The following is an 18,944-nucleotide window of genomic DNA, read 5'->3' as shown; positions in this document are numbered from 1 at the left end:
ATTTTTGGGGAGATTAAATGGTGGGATTAATACCGATGGCACACCAGCTAAAAGTCATATGTTTAATGCTTACTATAATATTTCGACAGGTGAATATGGTCTGTTTTAATTAAATATCAATCGTCTTACTTAATTTATGTTGATTAAGTAGGACGATTTTTTTTGAGATGACACATTTTTGAAAAAAGGTATAATTGAGATATGAAAAATAGTTAGGTGGTATGAAAATGAAGAAAAAAATGGGAGTAGCTTTATTTTTATTAGTAACGCTATTTACTTTTTCAGCTTGTGGTGGTGAAGCTTATGACCAATCAATGAAAAAAGTGAATGATGCAATCAAGGAACGAAAATTTATTCAAGCCGATATTTACGTCGAGAAAGCATTGGAGAAAAAACCGAAAGATCTGACGGCTCAAAATTATCAAAAACAGTTAAGCTTTTATCGTAAGAGTTTAGATGAACTAGAGAAGAAAAATCAAGATTTAGCCTTATCAAATTTAAAACAAGTTGTTGAAATCAAAGGTGGTTCAGCAAAATTGGTTTCTTATGCTAAAAAGGATATGGAGAAATTAGGAACATCAACGACTAAAACGAGTGAGACATCTAAACCAAAAGAAGAAAACAAAAAAACTGAGACCGTTTGGAATGCTGATAAAGAGAAAAAATTAAAGCAATATATGTCTGATTTTAGTCGAACTATGAAGCAACAATACGAAGAATATACATCAAGTAATAGTGTCGATATGTATGGGGCAAAATTGCCAGAAGATGTCTTTAGTGGCAAACACAAAATGGCTGTTAACGAACAGCCCGTAGAGATTGAATGGTCTGATACAGGTGAAGGTAAATTGCCATATCAGTTAGTCGCAGTCTATTCAGATGCAGCGACACAAAGTTATGGCGCAAAACATGTTTATTTTTTTGTGATTAAAAATGGGCAACCCAAAGTGTTTATTACGCAACAAAATCAAGGAATGCCCAATAATTACATTCATTTTAGTGAAACCGAAAATCAAGATTTACAACAAAATTTTGCCCAAATTGTAGGTGGAAATTTTGTGGCGAAAGAAGATAAAGCAAGTGCAACAAAAGATTATCCAAATAGTAAACTGCTCGCAGCTAAGGCAATGATTAAAGCTTTTAATCAAAATCCTGCGGATACGGATAATATTGGTCAGGCGAATGTTTCGTATGATTTAAGTACTGATGCCTCATATGAAATTTGGACAACGGGTGTCCATCTTCCAGAAGAAGTTACAATTGTTGCGGGTAGTCCAACTGCTGCAGGGTTACTGATGTATCATAATAATAATGACGGAACAGTAACGGTTTATCCAGTGCCATCTCATTATCAAGATCATGATTGGGATGATCCAGTTAAAGGTAAAGCAATGGCGTATGATGTTATCAATCAGGCGAGACAAATTGATATTAGTGATGTTCCAGATGATGCGGCTCAAAAACTTGTTGCCGTTTTTAATGGCGATGTTTAATCATTTCAGTAGTTTGTCATCTATTTATCAAAAAAAGCCTATTTTACAAAAAAGTCCTATTATTTTGTGACATTAATCACTAAGGAAAGACAATGTAAAATGATCCCTAAAGAGCTAAACTATAGGCAATGGAAAAAGCACAATTAACTATAAAGGGATGGTAAACGATGAAAGAAAATTATGATTTTATGATGCCAAGTGTTAACTTTTTCGGACCAGGAGTCATTAATAAAATTGGTGACCGTGCAGAAATGTTAGACATGAAAAAAGTTTTAATTGTTACTGATAGCTTTTTAAGAAATATGGAAAATGGACCTGTTAAACAAACTGAAGCAAGTTTAAAAGCTGCAGGTGTTGATTATGTCATCTTTGATGAAGTTGAACCTAATCCAAAACTTAGAAATGTTAGAGCGGGTGTTGCTTTTTATAAAGAACATGGTTGTGACAGTATTATCTCTGTTGGTGGTGGTTCAGCGCATGACTGTGGTAAAGGAATTGGTATTGCCTTAACAAATGGCGAAGATGTGACGAAACTTGCCGGAATTGAAACATTGACTAATCCGTTACCCCCATTAATGGCTGTCAATACAACAGCAGGAACAGCATCAGAAATTACACGTCATGCCGTTTTAACAAATGAAGAAACCCACTTAAAATTTGTAGTGGTGTCTTGGCGTAATGTACCACTAGTTTCTTTCAATGATCCATTGTTAATGTTAGAAGTACCCACTAAATTAACGGCAGCAACAGGGATGGACGCTCTTTGTCACTGTGTGGAATCATATGTTTCCGAAAATAGTAACCCAATTACAGATGCGCAAGCCATTCAAGGAATTAAATTAATTGGCGAAAACTTACGTCGTGCTGTTGCCAATGGTCATGATATTGAAGCAAGAACAAATATGGCATACGCATCATTATTAGCTGGAATGGCTTTTAACAATGCTGATTTAGGTTATGTACATGCGATGGCTCACCAATTAGGTGGACAATACGACGCACCACATGGTGTATGTTGTGCTGTGTTAATGCCAACTGTTGAACGCTGGAACATGATTTCTAGCCCAGAACGCTTTAAAGATATTGCTATTTTATTAGGTGAAAATGTTGAAGGTTTATCTAAAATGGAAGCAGCTGAACGAGGCATCAAAGCTTTAGAACGTATTTCGGAAGATGTTGGTATTCCAACTAATATCAAATCAATCGGAGCGAAAGAAGAAGACTTTGAATTGATGGCAGAAAATGCACTTAGAGATGGTAATGCTTTCTCAAACCCTCGTAAAGGGAATAAAGAAGATATTATTGAGTTGTTTAAACAAGCTTATGAAGCGTAGTAAATAAAAAATTGAGAAGTCATCATCTTGTGTGTGACTTCTTTTTATCTCTTCACTTTTGGTAACATATCATTAAAATTCTAACCACAAAACAAACCACCTAAAACAACAACACTAACTCGTTTTAGGTGGTTGTTTTCTTTCTGCTTGGCGTTTATCTCTCTCAATCAGAACAATCAACAATGTGAAAACAAGTACACTTGCAATCAATACTAATGAGGTTTTGGTATGACCTTTAAATAAAGCATCACCTCCAAAGGCGTAGATAATTGAAGTTGGTAGGACACCGATTACAGTGATTTTGATAAAATCTCGCCATGGAATTTTTAATAAACTAGCGGTGTAATTTACTAAAATTGTAGGAATCATAGGAATCATATAGCCGAAAGTTAAACTGAGATAAGGATGTTTTGCCTCAGATATTATTTTCACCCAATGGTTCGATGCTTTACTTTTATCAATTAATTTAAATTTTGGAATCAAATAAAAGACTAGCGAGTTACCTAAGATATTTCCTAAGATATTGATCATACTACCGATCAAAGGTCCGTAACAAAGACCGACGAGGACACCAATTACAGCAACCGGAAAACCTGGAATGGCTGAAAATAAACAAAGGAGTAAGACTAATAGAATACCAGTACTGAATCCGTGCGAACGAACACTCTTCATGAGTAGTGCTTTTTCTTTTGCATTTTCGAGTTTAATAAAAGCTTGAATATCTGGTAAGAAATTTTGGACGAGCTGATAAACAATAAGTGCAATAATTACAAGTCCAATGGTAAGAAAGAAGTATTTAATTTTTTTATTCATTCGGGTAAGTCTCCTTTCTTTTATTTTAGTACTATTAGTATACTATAAAGCTTAACTTATTTATTATTTATCACGTGTCTTTCTACTGGAATTGTTATAATGAGTGTAAGAAAAGAGGCGGGTATTATGGCGGAAGATAATAAAGAGTTACTCCATACGTTTCAAAAATCGTGGGCCCAGAATAAATACTGGGTGATGTCTCGTTCGCAACAACAATATAATGCGATTCGTTTGCTGGCTAAGGGAAATGACTGGTCTGAGGAAAAACATAAGCAATATCAAGAAATTTTGCAGCGTTTAGAGCATGTTTCACCAACTGAAAAAACGTTGCGTGTCACTTATCAACATATTTGGGGTTACTTTAAACGAAGTGCCACCCTTGATGAAAAAAATAAATTTAAAGAATTAAGTACGAATTATCTGGTAAATCAACCGCAAATTGAACCATTTTTAAAGACATTGGCTGATAAGTACAAACAAGAATATTTGTTAAATATGAGATGGCTATTGTAAATGAAAACGACAGTATTGTTTTAATATGTATTTTTATTATTGTTGATTTTTTGAAATGATGAACTAAAATATCCTAAAAACGGAAAATATTACAGGAAAGTGCACCTTACGAGGTGCACTTTTTTGAGTGGAAGCGATTTACTAGTTGTTTTATAGTGTGGTCAAAGGGGGAGACGAGATGACACAAGAACAAAGTATGTTGGAAGTCATTCAAAACATTCCAAATCAAATTTTAAAACGATTGCAAGCTAGTGGCGAGTTTAGTCAAAAATTGACTGGCGTGACACAAGATAAAGTTTTAATCGTTGCTTCAGGAACTTCTTATAATGCGGCTTTTACCGTCAAAGATTTTACTGAGAAAAAATTAGGTTTGCCGGTGACTATTGACTATCCAAACCATTTTTATCATCACTTCAATGAAAGTCTTTATGACGAACGTACACTTTACGTATTTGTTTCGCAAGGGGGAACAACAAAAACAGTTTTAGAGACCATTGAAAAGGTTAACAACTTAGGTGGGGTAACAGTTAGTTTAACCGAAAGTTTGGCAACACCGATTGCGAAAGCAGCGAAAATTTCCTTTGAAATTGGTAGTGAGAAGGAACCGTTTATTTTTAGAACTGCGGGGTACAGTCTAACAGCGGTTACTTTATATTTAACATTACTAGCAGTTGCTTTAGAAAAAGGAAAAATCACTAAACCTGAATGGGCGGACTTTTACAATGAGTTAGTCGGTCTGAAAAAAGATTTACCTGAAGTGATGACATTAGCCGAAGAATGGTATCAAAAAAATCAGGATATTTTATTAAGTCGTAAAGCATTGTTTTTTGCTGGTGGTGGGTCACTTTGGCCGATTGCTCAAGAAGCAGATATAAAGTTCATGGAAATGATACCGATTTTCACGAATAGTTTTGAAATTGAAGAAATTATTCACGGACCGCAAAATTGTTTTAACGATAGTATGGGCTTCTTCTTCTTAGTCGAAAATAAAATGGATGAAGAAAAAGCAGTGAGTATTGATTCCTTTATTAAGAAAGAAGTAGGCGCATTTTCACAAATTCTAACAACAACAAAGACGGACAGTGAGATGCTCTATATTGCATCTAAGAGTTCAAATTTCCATTCACTTGTCTTCATGACATTCTTCCAAGTTGTTGGATTTAAACTTGCGACAGATAGTGGTCGCAATCTCACTCAAAAAATGTATCCACAAATTGATCATTACATTAACAAAACAGTGGAGGTGAAGTAAGTGAAAGTAATTTTAGCAAGTCATGGCCAATTGGCAAGTGGGTTAAAATCGTCAATTGAAATTATTTTGGGGCAACAAGAACATCTCTATGCTTTAGATATGTATATCGATGAAGAAACACTTGAAGAAAAAGTCCAAAGTATTCTAGCAAGAACGGATAAAGATGAAAAAGTAACCGTTTTAACTGATGTTTTTGGTGGAAGTGTAAATCAAAAAATGATTAAACTTTTTGATTTAAATAAAGTGAATATTCTGACAGGTATGAATTTACCGATGTTGTTAGAATTATTAACAGCTAATTTAGACGAATTAGACAGTACTAAGATAAATAGGATTATCGCAAGTACGAAAGATCAAGTGATTTATGTGAATGATTATCTGGCAACAGATGATGACGAAGATGATTTTTTAGATTAGGAGGAAGAAGAAATGATTCAATTAGTAAGAATAGATGATCGATTATTACATGGTCAAGTTGCCTATAGCTGGAAAGCTGAACTAGGTTATGAAGCAATCGTGATTGTTAGTAATAGTGCTGCTGAAGATAATATTCGTAAAGCAGCAATTAAAATGGCTAAACCTGATGGTGTGAAATTGGCAATTCGTAACGAAGAAGAAGCAGTTGCGTTACTAAAAAACAGCAAACTTGAAGCCTTAAATGTTTTTGTTGTGGTTGATTCAATTCAAACTGCTGACTACGTACTAAGAGCACTTGATCAAAAAGTGAAGCTTAATATTGGTGGTATTCAAAAAGCTGACAATAAAGAACCTTTAGCATCATTTGCTTATGTAACAAACGACGATAAACAAATGTTAAGAGACTTAGAAGCGGACGGTTTTGATATTGAATTCAAACTTGTACCTTCTGACAAACCGAAGAAGTTAACTGAATTAGATAAATAAAAAAATAGGAGGGGATTGAAAATGACAGAAGCACTATTAGTTGGTTTAGTTGTTGCTGTTGTATGGTTTTTAGAAAAAATGGGTGGTACGCCCATGGTCAACCGACCAATCATTATTTCAACATTAATTGGACTTGTTTTAGGTGATTTAAAAACGGGTTTAATGATTGGCGCAAGCTTAGAACTTGTCTTTATGGGGGCCATTCAAGTTGGAGCTGCGGTTCCACCTGATGTACTTGTCGGTGCAAGCTTGGGGACAGCATTTGCGATTATGACCGGACAAGGCGCAGAAATTGCTTTAACTTTAGCTTTACCAATCGCAATATTAGCACAATCATTGAAAGTTATTATTTTTATTGTTAGAAGTTGGTTTATGAACTTTGCGGTTTCTTTAGCTGAAGACGCAAATGTTAAAGGGATGTTTGCCCTAAATATGTTTGGCTTACTCTTACAATGTTTAATGTATTTCATCGTTGTTTTTGTAGCAGTTCTATTCGGTTCAAATGCAGTTGAAGCCTTTGTAAATAATATTCCAGAAATTATTATGAATGGTTTACAAGTTGCGGGTAACTTATTACCAGCAGTCGGTTTTGCATTGTTATTACAACCAATGATGACCAACAAAAATATCCTGTACTTTATTTTAGGTTTCATTATGATTTCTTACGGCAAGCTACCAATTATCGCCGTTACAATTATTGGCGTTGTGATTGCCTTTATTATTGTCTTTGAAATTGGCAGTGGCCCCAAAGCTGTTGCAGCAGTAAATGATGGAGATCAAGAATTGGAGGACTTATTTGATGAGTAAGAAAAATTATACAAAAGAAGAGAAAAAGTTCTTTCGTGAAATGTTTTGGTATTCGTTTCTATTAGAAAATTCATACAATTATGAACGTCAACAAGCCTTGGGTTATTCATTAGGGATGTGGCCAGCGATTAAACGTTTTTATGATACTAAAAAAGACCGTGCCGCCGCGCTAACACGTCATATGCAAATTTTTAATACCACACCTCACTTGGTGACAACCATTACTGGTATTTCATCTGCAATGGAAAAAGAAGCCAGCCAAAACGAAGACTTCCAAGTGGATACGATTAACAACATTAAAGTGAGTTTGATGGGACCCCTTGCAGGTATGGGGGACTCATTCTTCTGGGGGACGTTAAGAATTATCGCGGCTGCTGTTGGGTTGCCGTTGGCACAACAAGGAAATATTTTAGGCCCAATTTTATTCCTATTAGTATTTAATGTGCCACATATTTTAATGCGATATTATGGTGGTGTTTTTGGATATTCATTAGGAACATCAATTTTGACGGATATTTCCGAGTCGAATGTCTTCCATAAGATTTCAAAAGCTGCAACGATTGTTGGTTTAATGGTAATTGGTGCCATGAGTGCACAAATGGTTAAATTGGAAACTAAAATTTCTTTTAATTTTGATGAAACCGTCTTTAAACTACAAGATTACATTGATCAAATTTTCCCATTAATGTTACCATTAGCTTATACATTATTTATGTACTGGCTTTTAAAATCTAAGAAGAAAAATTCAATGTTCTTACTTGGTGTAACAATTGCCTTTGGTTTAATCGGGTCAATTATTAGCTTATTCTAAAGAATTATATGATAATATAGAAAAAAGTACGAGAATGTTTCTTGTACTTTTTTCGTATCTTTAAAAAGAGAAAGGATGTCGGGATGAGTCGCTATTTTTCGAATCGAGAGATGTTAATATTGGATTATTTAAAACGCCATGATCTTGTTACTTCAGATGAGTTGGCAAACTACTTGTCTGTTTCAAAAAGAACGGTAAAAAAGGATATTGCCTATATTCGTGAAGTGTTGAATCAAGAGCAGGAGATTCTACAGTCGGTTCATGGTAAAGGTTACGCACTTAGTAAATCCTATATGAGTGTGATTGATCATAACTTTTTGTCACGAGATAAAGATTTGATTTTGAATAATTATGACCGCATCGCCTACATTATTCAGCGTTTACTTTTGGCGGAGACCGAAATTCGCTACGAAACTTTAGCGGATGAATTATTCATCAGTCCTTCTAGTTTAAGTAAAGATATGAAAAAAGTACGCTCATTTTTACGTGAGTATCAATTAACAATTGAGCACAGACCTGCATATGGTGTGCGAATTAAGGGAAGCGAATTTAATCGACGAATGGCGATTTCTTACTTCTTTTATCACAGTTTCCTCGCTTATCTCACAACGTATCGTCAAACTGTTTATAAACAAGATGCGATTATTCTAACGTATATTGAAAAAATAATTCGTGAGGTCTGTACCGATTCGTATATCAAAGTATCGTCGAATACGATTAAAGATATTAGTATTCATATCTTTATTGCGTTTGAACGAATGGCTTACGAAGCAGAGCTTTCCGAGTTAGATGAAAAAATTGATTTTAGAAGTTATCAAGCTGCCTCTGAAATTGTTCAGCGAGTGTCAGGGTTTATTAAGAGTAAGGAAAGTTCTAAGGCAACCATTGATTATATCTACTTACATCTCAGTCATAAACGCATGCTGAGTACGCATATGAATACAGCTTCCGAAGAAATTAAGGCGACAATTAAAGAAATCAATTTTGAAATTAAACAGAATTTTGATATTGATTTTTCAGCGGATTGGCAATTAAACCATGCTTTGGAGCTACATCTACAACAGTTAATTAAGCGGGTAGAGAATGAAGTTTCGATTCCTAACCCCTATGTTTTTCAACATTTTCGTGACTATTTATTTGCGGCAAAAATCTGTATTTCGGCGATTCAAATCATCGAAAAAAATCTATTAACACATGACGTGCCACTTGATGAATATGGCTATTTGATCTTGTATTATCAATATGGATTGAACCAACAGAGTACGCAAAAGTATCGGATTGCTTTATATACAGGTAATAATCGAGCGGAAGAGATGATGTATGAAACCTATCTACAAACACTTTTGAATGAATCTTTATATCAAATAAAAGTGATCTCATCGTTGGAGCAATTTGATGATCGCTTTGATGCATTGATTTCAACTGTTGCCGATCGACAGTTGAAGAAATCATCTAAATTGACCATGACAAACGTCACCAAAAATGATTTATTAGATATCGAATCACATTTTCGGAGAAAAGTTGGTATTAAAACGTTGCTTAAGAAATATCTTTCTGAATCGAGCATTGTCCGTTTGAATGTAACTTCTAAAAACGAAGTTGAAGAACAAATTATTTGTCATCTTGAACAAAATGGCTTTTTGAAAGAGGATTATCCGAAACGTAAACTTGAATATCATGAAGTCGGCAATGGAATGGTGCATATTCAAGATTTAAATAAAATGATAAAGCATCGGATTTGTTTAATTGTCCACCTCACACATCCAATTCTTTGGGAAAAGACAGTGATTAAGTCACTCTTTTTAATTAAAACTAAAAAGGATGGCGATAAAGACTTAACTGACCTTTGCGATATTTTTTCTAATTGGGCTAATTTTCCTGATAAAATTCAAGAAGTGTATGAGACGCAGGACTACTTAGAAGTTATTCAAATCTTAGGACAACAATAAAATGATTATTATCCGAATAACGTTTCTTTTTTGAAGTTAATGGTATACTAAACATATCAAGAAAAAGGGACGTGAAAAGATGGATTATAAACTAGATGATAGTTTAAAGACACTAGGTATTGATACAATTGTCGTTGCAACTGTTCATGGCTTAGACACTTTGGCCGCTTTACCAGAACAACTTGAAACGGAGTTACAACAAATTGAAGCAGCCGTGTTAAAACAATCGCTTGAGAGCTTAGAAGATAATCAAGTGGTCCAAGGCTACTATGAGATGATTCAAAAAATTAAGCGTAGTAAGAAAAAATATCCCCCAACTGTTGAAGCTTTAATTAAAAACGTTCAACGCCGTGAGAGTTTGCCGCGTATTAACAGTGTCGTTGATTTGTATAATTTAGAAGCATTGACTTCTTATTTTTCAATTGGTGCCCATGATTTACGAAAAATTACCTTTCCGATTGAGTTTACCGTTTCAGGTCGCGAAGATGTCTTTCATCCGATTATGTCGTCTGAGAAAAAAGTCATGCCTTTTGATTACTTGTATCGAGATCAAAATGGCGTGTTAGCGTATCTTGACTGTCGTGATTCAGAAGACTACAAGTTGGATGAACAAACAACTGATGCTATTTTTGTGATCCAAGGTAATGAGTATACGTCAACTGAAAGCCGAGTAGAAGCATTGGAGCGCTTCATCAAGAAATTACAAGTAATGACACCCGAAATTACGTATCAAATTGAAATAATAACTTAAAAAAAATGCAGAACCCTTTGAATAAGAGTTTTGCATTTTTTAGAATAAACCATCTTATAGAAGTAAATTTATTTTGTGCCTTCACTAAAAACTTTAAAGACTTCAGCATCACCATAGTTTGCGATAGTGTCCATTTTTTTGAGTTGTTCAAGATCATCATGAGAAAGGTTAAAATCAAGTTGCGCGTTTGCTTCAATGTGTGCAGGATTACTTGATTTTGGTAGAGGTAAAAGGCCAAGTGCTAAACAATATTTAATACAAAGTTGCGGAACAGATACGTTGTATTTTTTAGCCATCGTTTGGATATCAGGATGATTTAAAATTTGACCATGCGCAATTGGAGAATACGCTTCAATTAAGATGTCATTGCTTTGACAGTAATGAATCACTTCGTGTGGTGTATTTGTAATATGCGCTAAAAATTGATTGATGACAGGTTTTGATTTGCTATGAGCGATGAGATGCTCTAAGTCACTAACTTTGAAGTTCGAAACGCCAATTGAACGGACTAAGCCTTCATTTTGAGCTTCTTCTAATGCTCGCCACACTGCGAGATTCTCTTCAAAATATGTTTTATTTGTTCTAAAATCGGCCCAAGGTTGTGGACTGTGGATTAAAATTAAATCTAAATAATCCAATTCCATGATTTTAAGTGAATGCTTAATTGAAGCAAGTGCGTCATCATAATTTTTGATTTCTGCTTCAACTTTGGTTGTTATAAATAATGCTTCACGTGGTACGCCGCTCTTACGAATACCTTCGCCAACGCCGCGTTCATTGCCGTAAGCTTGTGCTGTATCAATATGACGATAACCAAGTTCGATAGCCGATTTCACGACATCTGCAACTGCCTCGTCTGCGATTTCCCATGTCCCTAAACCAAGTTTTGGGATTGATTTTCCGTCTGCTAATAAAAATTGTTCTTGTAAAATCATAATGTGAAGACTCCTTTAATTATATTTTAAAACCATCTTTATTGTAGGTAAAAGATGAGTATAAAACAAGTGTTGTCTTCTTTAATATGACTGAATTCAACAAAACTTCCGCTTGGATGACAGTTGAGGAAGGTGATAAACATGATTCAGTTTAAATAAATTGAAGCTGATAATATCGAAGATGTCGTTGTAATTGAAGTTTCAATAGCACAACAACGCTATTTGGAGACAACAAATCTAAGAAATTTTGCATTTCTTCTTCACCATATCGATAATCAAGCAACACAAAAATTATATCAATCATTTGATTTTTTAAGACGGATGTTATCGAAGATCACTCAGTGTTCAAAGTTAAAGCACTCAATTGATTTATTGTGTCAATGCGATTTTTTAAAGTTTTCAAAAACTGTTGTATAATAGAAGCACGGGATAATTGAAGTAGAAATCCAGACTTCAACGGGGGAACAAAATATTAATAAAAATGAATGGACGTGGACAATATGAGTAAAACAAGTCACGATAATTTAGCTGTAAATTTAATGAATGAAGCTTTGAAGTTACCATGGATAAAAGTCAATCGTACAGAATTTTTAGTCAAACTTTTTGGGAATCAAGTCCTTGATTTAAATCAATTAATCGCAAAAGGGCCACAAGTTTATTTCTCACAAGATGAATTGGATCAATTGGTTCAAGAGCGGATTAATTTACTCACGACACAATCAAGTTTTGTTTCATTTGCGACAGGTATTCCTGGTGGCTTTGCGATTGCTGCAACTATTCCAGCCGATATCGCTCAATTTTATGCATATTGTTTGAAACTAGCACAGGAAATTGCTTATATTTATGGTTATGAAGATATCTGGCTGAATGAAAATCAACTGGATGAAAATGCTAAAAACACTTTGATTCTTTACATCGGAATTATGTTAAATGTTGATACAGCTGCATCTGCACTGAGAGTGTTATCAAGTAGGTTATCTGCTAAATCAATGAAAAAATTAAATAATGATACATTGAATCAAGCAATTTATCAGCCTGTGACAGAAAATGTGTTGGCTATTCTTAACGAGAAATTAGCTAAGGTTTCCGTAACGAAGGGTGTTGCAAAATTAATCCCTGTAGTTGGTGGTGTTATCTCTGGTGGGACAAATTATGTTGAAATGAAGAAAATGGCTGAGAGATTGAAAGTTGAGCTTGGCTTACTTCCATCATATAATGTCGTTGATTTAGAAAAAGATTTACAAATGTTAAATCGGAATGGGATTCATGTAGAAGCGAAGACCAAATCAAAAGAAAAAAAAGAACATTCAAAGAAACGTAAACATGATTTAGAAGCGTTAGAAAAAGCGTTCCATCTCATGAATAGTGGTGTGATTTCAGAGCATGATTTTAAAGAAATTAAACGTAATATTTTATCGAAAATGAAGTAAGCATAATCTTTTTTGAAGTAAGGGGAGGGTACTATGAAGAAAATTTTGTTAGTATTGAGTATGATGGTGGTTTTAGTTGGTTGTACTAAAAATGAAACCTATGAACAAACGATGTTAGAAGCTAAAGAAGCTATTTTTGAACGTAAATTTCCTCAAGCCGAAGAGTTAATTGAAGTTGCGATCAAAGAAAGCAAAAAGGATGATACTGCGAAATACATTCAAAAACAATTGAAATTGTATCAATCCGGGCTGAAGAATGTGGAAGGAAATAAGAAAGATATCGCACAAGGTGAATTTGAAGAAGTCATTGCGACAACTAATGGTTCTCCGCAATTGATTATTTTTGCGCAAGAAGATCTAAAAAAAATCACTGATGAAAAGAAAAATAGTGAGGAAGCAAAAAAGGAAGTAACACAAGATAAAAAAGCTGATGAAAATTCATTATGGAATGAACATAAAGATACTGAATTGGCAAATTATATGGTAACGTGGGGGCAAACAATGAACCAGCAGTATCAACAGTATAGCAATCAAAAAAATGTTGATTTGTACGGTGTTCAAGTCCCTGAAAATGTTTTAAAAGGTGAGTGGACAATGGCTGTTGATGAGTCACCAGTTACGGTTGAGTGGTCACAAGATGGTACTGGTACTAAAGACTACCAACTTGTTGCAGTTTTTTCTGATGCTGATACACAACCTTATATGGAAAAGCATGTGTACTTTTTTGTTATTCATCAAGGCACACCTCAAGTCTTGATTACCCAACAAAATCAAGGCAATGACCATAATTACTTGTATTTCCATGTGACCTCAAGAACCGATTTAATTTCTGCTTTTACTGAAATAGTAAAATCTCAAGCAGATGAATCAGCCCAATAGAAAAAACCAAGTAGATTCGCTTTTTTTACGCGTTTCTACTTGGTTTTTTTGATGTGCGATATGGAAAGTGAAATGGTCCAAATTACTTACGACTCAGGTCAAAGCGCTTTTCTTCGCACGTTTATAGTGGTATGGCTGCGTCAAGCTGTCCTTCGGTCCTAAGTTATCCTATCAATCAATTCAAAGAGCGAATTGTTTGTTAGGATAATCTTATGACTCAGGCCAAAGCGCTTTTCTTCGCACGTTTATTCTGCTTCATTCTGGAATTGACTATTGTATAGTTTTTCGTAGAAGCCTTTTTTGGCAATCAATGTTTCGTGATTACCTTGTTCAATAATTTGGCCTTGATCCATAACTAAGATTAAGTCTGCATTTCGAATGGTTGAGAGACGATGGGCGATGACAAAGCTTGTTCGGCCTTCCATGACTTTATCCATAGCTTTTTGAATTAAGCTTTCTAATCGCGTATCAACTGAACTGGTTGCCTCATCAAGAATTAAGATCTTAGGATCTGAGATAACGGCACGCGCAATCGTTAATAGTTGTTTTTGTCCAAGCGAGACGTTGTCGCCTTCCTCATTGATTTGCATGTTATAACCATCCGGCATTGTCCGAATAAAGTGATCAACATTGGCTGTTTTTGCAGCATCAACGACTTCATAATCAGTCGCGTCTAAGTTACCGAAACGAATGTTTTCGCCAATTGAGTCATTATACAACCAAGCATCTTGTAGCACCATGCCAAAGAGTGAGCGCACGTCACTACGATTCATTTTACGCGTATCAATACCATCAATCTTAATGGCGCCGTCTGTCACATCATAGAAACGCATTAACAAATTAATTAAAGTGGTTTTACCAGCTCCAGTTGGTCCTACGACAGCCACAGTTTGTCCCCGTTTTACTTCAACGGTAAAGTTCTGAATTAATGGTTTTTTAGGGTCATAACTAAATGACACATTTTCAAATGAAACATCACCATGAATCGTTTCCGGTAAAGGAATATCAACTTCATTTAGAATTTCTTCTGGTTCATCCAGAATTTCAAAAATACGTTCTGTTGCGGCAGAAGCACTTTGAATAACAGATGATAGCTGGGTAATTTGGCCCATTGGTTGGCTGACTTGCCAAACATATTGGATAAAGGCTTGTAAGTTACCTAACGTAAGAGCGCCTTGCATGATGAAGTATGAACCAGCAACAGCAACACCAATATAAGAACTATAAGCTGTTAAGTTGACAAGAGGCATCATCAACCCAGAAATTGCGGCGGCTCTAAAACCATTATGAGCTAAGCGATTGTTAACTTTACTAAAATCTTTAATGGTTTGTTCTTCACGACCATAAAGTTTTAACACGTTATAACCTGTTAAATTCTCTTGCACAAAACCATTCAAGTCGCCTAAAGAATCTTGTTGGGCTTTGAAGTATTTTTGCGAGATTGAGATGATTGTTTTTGAAATAATAATAGATAGTGGAATGATAATAATGACGATGATTGCTAATTTAGCATTCAATATTAACATCGCACTAATTGCTAGGACAATTCCAAGTAGCGCATTGACAATTGAAATAAAACTTTGTTGTAACGCATTGCTGACAGCATCTACGTCATTTGTCACACGTGATAAAACTTCACCAAATTGATTTTTATCAAAATAAGAAACAGGTAGTCGATTGATTTTTTGATCAATGTCACGGCGTAAATCACGCATTGAATGTTGGACAACATTTGTCATAAAGACTTGTGACAGGAAGTTTGTAATACAATAAATTGAGCCGACAATTAAGAGGATTAACAAGATTTTCCAAATGTAATCAAAATCTACAGTTTCGCCATTTTTCAGGTTTTCAGCTACTTTTGTTGTTGGTAAACCTGTGACATAAGGGAGAACAGCATTTACAACAAGCGTGATAATTGCCATTAAAAATGCCATGATAAAACTAATTTTATATGGTGCAATATAAGTAAAGATTCGTTTAAACGCTTTTAGTGATTTTTTCATGCTAATTCCTCCTCTGTCAATTGTGATGAGGCAATATCGTAATAAATAGAACATGATTGAAGTAGTTCGCGGTGGGTACCAGTTCCTACAACATTTCCTTCGTTTAAGACAATAATTTTATCGGCATGCATAATCGTGCTGACACGTTGCGCCACAATTAAAACGGTTGATTGTGTGGTTTCTTTTTTGAGACGTTTTCGTAAAGTTGCATCTGTTTTATAATCTAAAGCAGAGAAACTATCATCGAAAACATAAATCGCTGGCTTACGGATTAAAGCACGTGCTATGGCAAGACGTTGTTTTTGACCACCAGAGAAGTTTGAACCACCTTCAGAAATAGGTTCTTCTAAACCAAGTTCTTTTTGCGAAATAAACTCTGTGGCTTGTGCGATATCAAGAGCTTCTAGCATCTCTGCTTCAGTCGCATCTGACTTACCATATTTTAAGTTTTCTGCAATTGTACCTGAGAAAAGTAGTGCTTTTTGAGGAATATAGCCAATTTTTTCACGTAATGTTTTAAGTGGATAGTCACGAACGTCAAAGCCATCAATCTTAATTTCACCACGCGTTACATCATAGAATCTAGGAATCAATTGTACAAGCGTTGATTTACCACTACCTGTACTACCGATAAAAGCAACTGTTTCACCAGGATTAGCAGTAAATGAAATATCACGAATAACTGGACTTTCACTTTCGCCAGGGTAAGCAAAACAAACATTGTTAAATTCAAGGACACCGTTTGTTGCGGCTTCATCAATTTCCATTGTGCCATCTTTAATTGCAGGTTCAATATCTAAGACTTCTTGAATACGTCCAGCAGAAACAGCCGCACGTGGATACATCATGAAGACAGTTGAGAAGAGCATAAATGAAAAGAGTGCATGGAAAATATATTCAATAAAGGCAATGAGATTTCCGATTTCAAGTTGACTATTATCAATTTGAACAATACCAAACCAAATAACTAAAACAATCACGATATTAAATAGGAAGAAAAATGCTGGCTGTGCGACAGCCATTAATTTGAAAAGTTTTTTAGAACTCTCTGAGTAATCTGTATTGACTTTATCAAAACGTTTCTCTTCAAACTTCTCATTTACAAAGGCACGAATGACACGCAACCCAGTTAAATTTTCACGTAATATCATATTGATATTATCCAAATTACTTTGTTGTTTGCTTGATAACGGGCCTGATTTCTTTCCGATTAGAATAATCCCACCAAGTAAAAATGGCAGGGCACCTAAAACAAAATAGGTGAGTGAGGGACTGGTTCTAACAATCATGAATAAACTGAAGATAAACATGATTGGTGTAATAAATCCAATTCTAAGAATCATTCCCATAAAGAGCATGACTTGGTAGGCATCATTTGTAATTCTTGTAATTAAAGATGAGATGCCAAGTTTTTCATATTCTTGATGCGATAAATCTTGAATGCTATCCATCATATCAGTTCGCATATCACGGACGAGTCGAGTATTTAATCTCGCACCCACAACCGCTAGTCCTAAGTAAAGGACAATTCCAACTAAGATTGTCGCAATCATGATGAGACCTATTTGTTTTACATAATCAAAATCATTTTTTGCGACACCTTGGTCTAACATTTTAGCCAGTAACGTTGGCAAACCGAGCTCGATAATCACAAAACCGAATGCACAGACTAGATTAAGTACGAGCATACTTTTTTGTTTCATGACGTAATGCCACATAGTTTTCATAAATTTCTCTCCTTTTCTGTTAAAGTGCGCTTCTTATATTGATGAGTCGTACTTCTTTTTCGTAAAAAAGTGAAGACTAAAAAAGCTTGTTTCTCCATTATAACTACAATTGACGAAAGAATGCTACTAAAAGTTAAATAAAACCGTAAACGATGCAAAAATATTCTAAATAAACTAAAATACATAGTTAAGATTCGTGTTAATTCATGTATAATGTAAAGATGAAGGACTCATTTATTAGCAGTCATGAGGAAATGTTTGAGCCAAAATAGAAAAAGAGGGAATCAATAAAAAATGAATAATAAAAAATTAAAACTGATCAGTTTAAATGGAAATATACCGTTAGCTGAGAAAATTGCTGATCTATTAGAAATGGATCTATGTAAATGTAGTATTCAACAATTTAGTGATGGTGAGATTGCGATTAGTATTGAAGAAAGTATTCGTGGGGCAGATGTTTTCATCATTCAATCTACCAACCACCGAGCCAACGATTATTACATGGAATTAATTATTATGATTGATGCCTTAAAGAGAGCAAGTGCGAAATCAATTAATGTCGTCTTACCTTATTATGGGTATTCAAAATCTGATCACACAAGAAAACCGCATAATCCAATTACAGCTAAGGTCATTGCTAATATGATTGCTGATGCTGGAGCGACACGTGTGTTAACTTTTGATTTACATAATGCCCAAGTCCAAGGATTCTTTGATATTCCATCTGATAACTTATTTGCAGTTCCTCTTTTTGCAAAATACTTTCAAGATACTGGCAAATGTGGGGAAGATTTTGTAATTGTTGCGCCAAAATCAAGTGGGATTAAACGTGCACGTAGTTTATCTGAGTATCTTGACACAACATTAGCTATCGTTGATAAAGGTGAAAATCATCCTTATATTATCGGTAATGTGAAAGGTAAGAACTGTATCATTTTAGATGATATGATTACAACGGGAAACACATTCCTTGAAGTTTCAGAATTATTGAAAGAGAATGGTGCGAACGACATTTTTGGTTGTGCTTCTCACGGTTTGTTTGTCGAAGGTGCGAAAGAAAAATTAGAGAAATCACCAATCCAAGATATTTGTGTAACGGACTCTTGTTTGGTTGCTGAAGATCGGGTTGCGGATAACGTGACATATATCAGCTGTTCAGAATTATTAACTGAAGCGATTAGAGGCATTTACTTAGAAAAATCATTAAGTAAATTATTCCAATTAGAAGGCTTAGATGAAATTATTGATTTTGATAGATAAAAAATAAAAATTGTCAATTTTACGTAAAAACGTAGCGCCCCCCAAAAGTAAGACCAAAACTCTAACTTTTGGAGGTCGTTA

At 34.8% G+C, this 18,944-nt stretch carries 17 protein-coding genes; 13 read left to right on the top strand and 4 right to left on the bottom strand.

From position 1 onward, the window contains the following. Positions 1 to 227 precede the first annotated feature (227 nt). Complete coding sequence (locus ESZ54_RS10940; protein WP_162615174.1) at positions 228 to 1,493, top strand: DUF4767 domain-containing protein; 1,266 nt, start codon at positions 228 to 230, stop codon at positions 1,491 to 1,493. Between the two features lie 167 nt (positions 1,494 to 1,660). After that, the gene (locus ESZ54_RS10935) at positions 1,661 to 2,827 is read left to right on the top strand and encodes an iron-containing alcohol dehydrogenase (RefSeq protein ID WP_136137693.1); all 1,167 of its coding nucleotides are present in this window, start codon (positions 1,661 to 1,663) and stop codon (positions 2,825 to 2,827) included. Between the two features lie 114 nt (positions 2,828 to 2,941). On the opposite strand, the gene ESZ54_RS10930 is transcribed toward ESZ54_RS10935, so the two are convergent. Beyond that, on the bottom strand, positions 2,942 to 3,640 hold the full coding sequence (locus ESZ54_RS10930) for a TVP38/TMEM64 family protein (protein WP_136137692.1): 699 nt from the start codon (positions 3,638 to 3,640) through the stop codon (positions 2,942 to 2,944). A 99-nt stretch (positions 3,641 to 3,739) separates the two neighbouring features. On the opposite strand from ESZ54_RS10930, the gene ESZ54_RS10925 reads away from it, so the two are divergent. The 8 genes from ESZ54_RS10925 (at position 3,740) to ESZ54_RS10890 (ending at position 10,626) form a co-directional block, all read left to right on the top strand. After that, positions 3,740 to 4,153, top strand: a complete 414-nt coding sequence (locus ESZ54_RS10925) for a YbgA family protein (RefSeq protein WP_239433800.1) — start codon at positions 3,740 to 3,742, stop codon at positions 4,151 to 4,153. A gap of 178 nt (positions 4,154 to 4,331) precedes the next feature. Then, complete coding sequence (locus ESZ54_RS10920; RefSeq protein ID WP_136137691.1) at positions 4,332 to 5,405, top strand: SIS domain-containing protein; 1,074 nt, start codon at positions 4,332 to 4,334, stop codon at positions 5,403 to 5,405. Then, on the top strand, positions 5,406 to 5,822 hold the full coding sequence (locus ESZ54_RS10915) for a PTS sugar transporter subunit IIA (protein ID WP_136137690.1): 417 nt from the start codon (positions 5,406 to 5,408) through the stop codon (positions 5,820 to 5,822). A 12-nt stretch (positions 5,823 to 5,834) separates the two neighbouring features. Beyond that, positions 5,835 to 6,308, top strand: coding sequence for a PTS sugar transporter subunit IIB (locus ESZ54_RS10910; RefSeq protein ID WP_136137689.1), 474 nt, complete (start codon positions 5,835 to 5,837; stop codon positions 6,306 to 6,308). A 21-nt stretch (positions 6,309 to 6,329) separates the two neighbouring features. Continuing rightward, positions 6,330 to 7,115, top strand: a complete 786-nt coding sequence (locus tag ESZ54_RS10905) for a PTS mannose/fructose/sorbose/N-acetylgalactosamine transporter subunit IIC (protein WP_136137688.1) — start codon at positions 6,330 to 6,332, stop codon at positions 7,113 to 7,115. Continuing rightward, on the top strand, positions 7,108 to 7,926 hold the full coding sequence (locus tag ESZ54_RS10900) for a PTS system mannose/fructose/sorbose family transporter subunit IID (RefSeq protein ID WP_136137687.1): 819 nt from the start codon (positions 7,108 to 7,110) through the stop codon (positions 7,924 to 7,926). Before ESZ54_RS10905 ends, ESZ54_RS10900 begins: the two co-directional genes overlap by 8 nt. Before the next feature lie 83 nt (positions 7,927 to 8,009). Then, entirely contained in the window at positions 8,010 to 9,875 is a 1,866-nt protein-coding gene (locus ESZ54_RS10895) for a BglG family transcription antiterminator (protein ID WP_136137686.1), read from the top strand. A 79-nt stretch (positions 9,876 to 9,954) separates the two neighbouring features. Next, on the top strand, positions 9,955 to 10,626 hold the full coding sequence (locus ESZ54_RS10890) for a B3/B4 domain-containing protein (protein ID WP_136137685.1): 672 nt from the start codon (positions 9,955 to 9,957) through the stop codon (positions 10,624 to 10,626). A gap of 68 nt (positions 10,627 to 10,694) precedes the next feature. Here ESZ54_RS10890 and ESZ54_RS10885 read toward each other — a convergent pair whose 3' ends face one another. Beyond that, a complete protein-coding gene (locus tag ESZ54_RS10885; protein ID WP_136137684.1) occupies positions 10,695 to 11,561 on the bottom strand; it encodes an aldo/keto reductase in 867 nt (288 codons plus the stop codon). A 500-nt stretch (positions 11,562 to 12,061) separates the two neighbouring features. On the opposite strand from ESZ54_RS10885, the gene ESZ54_RS10880 reads away from it, so the two are divergent. Beyond that, positions 12,062 to 12,991, top strand: coding sequence for an EcsC family protein (locus tag ESZ54_RS10880; protein WP_136137683.1), 930 nt, complete (start codon positions 12,062 to 12,064; stop codon positions 12,989 to 12,991). A gap of 33 nt (positions 12,992 to 13,024) precedes the next feature. Continuing rightward, positions 13,025 to 13,870 (top strand): DUF4767 domain-containing protein, encoded by an 846-nt coding sequence (locus tag ESZ54_RS10875; protein ID WP_136137682.1) that lies wholly within the window; start codon positions 13,025 to 13,027, stop codon positions 13,868 to 13,870. Positions 13,871 to 14,115: 245 nt separating this feature from the next. Here the strand turns inward: ESZ54_RS10875 and ESZ54_RS10870 are convergent, their stop codons facing one another. Both ESZ54_RS10870 and ESZ54_RS10865 read right to left on the bottom strand, forming a co-directional pair. Further along, complete coding sequence (locus ESZ54_RS10870) at positions 14,116 to 15,876, bottom strand: ABC transporter ATP-binding protein (RefSeq protein ID WP_136137681.1); 1,761 nt, start codon at positions 15,874 to 15,876, stop codon at positions 14,116 to 14,118. Further along, entirely contained in the window at positions 15,873 to 17,603 is a 1,731-nt protein-coding gene (locus ESZ54_RS10865; protein ID WP_136137680.1) for an ABC transporter ATP-binding protein, read from the bottom strand. Before ESZ54_RS10865 ends, ESZ54_RS10870 begins: the two co-directional genes overlap by 4 nt. A gap of 294 nt (positions 17,604 to 17,897) precedes the next feature. On the opposite strand from ESZ54_RS10865, the gene ESZ54_RS10860 reads away from it, so the two are divergent. Further along, complete coding sequence (locus ESZ54_RS10860) at positions 17,898 to 18,863, top strand: ribose-phosphate diphosphokinase (RefSeq protein WP_136137679.1); 966 nt, start codon at positions 17,898 to 17,900, stop codon at positions 18,861 to 18,863. Positions 18,864 to 18,944 lie beyond the last annotated feature (81 nt).

The organism is Vagococcus silagei (assembly GCF_004795745.1).
Taxonomy (GTDB): Bacteria; Bacillota; Bacilli; order Lactobacillales; family Vagococcaceae; genus Vagococcus; species Vagococcus silagei.
Note: the sequence above shows the minus strand (reverse complement) of the source record. Positions and strands in the feature narration are given on the sequence as shown.

Coding starts and splice junctions, on each gene's coding strand:
- ESZ54_RS10940 (WP_162615174.1), top strand. CDS start 228: ATGAAGAAAAAAATGGGAGTAGCTTTATTTTTATTAGTAACGCTATTT.
- ESZ54_RS10935 (WP_136137693.1), top strand. CDS start 1,661: ATGAAAGAAAATTATGATTTTATGATGCCAAGTGTTAACTTTTTCGGA.
- ESZ54_RS10930 (WP_136137692.1), bottom strand. CDS start 3,640: ATGAATAAAAAAATTAAATACTTCTTTCTTACCATTGGACTTGTAATT.
- ESZ54_RS10925 (WP_239433800.1), top strand. CDS start 3,740: ATGAGTGTAAGAAAAGAGGCGGGTATTATGGCGGAAGATAATAAAGAG.
- ESZ54_RS10920 (WP_136137691.1), top strand. CDS start 4,332: ATGACACAAGAACAAAGTATGTTGGAAGTCATTCAAAACATTCCAAAT.
- ESZ54_RS10910 (WP_136137689.1), top strand. CDS start 5,835: ATGATTCAATTAGTAAGAATAGATGATCGATTATTACATGGTCAAGTT.
- ESZ54_RS10905 (WP_136137688.1), top strand. CDS start 6,330: ATGACAGAAGCACTATTAGTTGGTTTAGTTGTTGCTGTTGTATGGTTT.
- ESZ54_RS10900 (WP_136137687.1), top strand. CDS start 7,108: ATGAGTAAGAAAAATTATACAAAAGAAGAGAAAAAGTTCTTTCGTGAA.
- ESZ54_RS10895 (WP_136137686.1), top strand. CDS start 8,010: ATGAGTCGCTATTTTTCGAATCGAGAGATGTTAATATTGGATTATTTA.
- ESZ54_RS10890 (WP_136137685.1), top strand. CDS start 9,955: ATGGATTATAAACTAGATGATAGTTTAAAGACACTAGGTATTGATACA.
- ESZ54_RS10885 (WP_136137684.1), bottom strand. CDS start 11,561: ATGATTTTACAAGAACAATTTTTATTAGCAGACGGAAAATCAATCCCA.
- ESZ54_RS10880 (WP_136137683.1), top strand. CDS start 12,062: ATGAGTAAAACAAGTCACGATAATTTAGCTGTAAATTTAATGAATGAA.
- ESZ54_RS10875 (WP_136137682.1), top strand. CDS start 13,025: ATGAAGAAAATTTTGTTAGTATTGAGTATGATGGTGGTTTTAGTTGGT.
- ESZ54_RS10870 (WP_136137681.1), bottom strand. CDS start 15,876: ATGAAAAAATCACTAAAAGCGTTTAAACGAATCTTTACTTATATTGCA.
- ESZ54_RS10865 (WP_136137680.1), bottom strand. CDS start 17,603: ATGAAAACTATGTGGCATTACGTCATGAAACAAAAAAGTATGCTCGTA.
- ESZ54_RS10860 (WP_136137679.1), top strand. CDS start 17,898: ATGAATAATAAAAAATTAAAACTGATCAGTTTAAATGGAAATATACCG.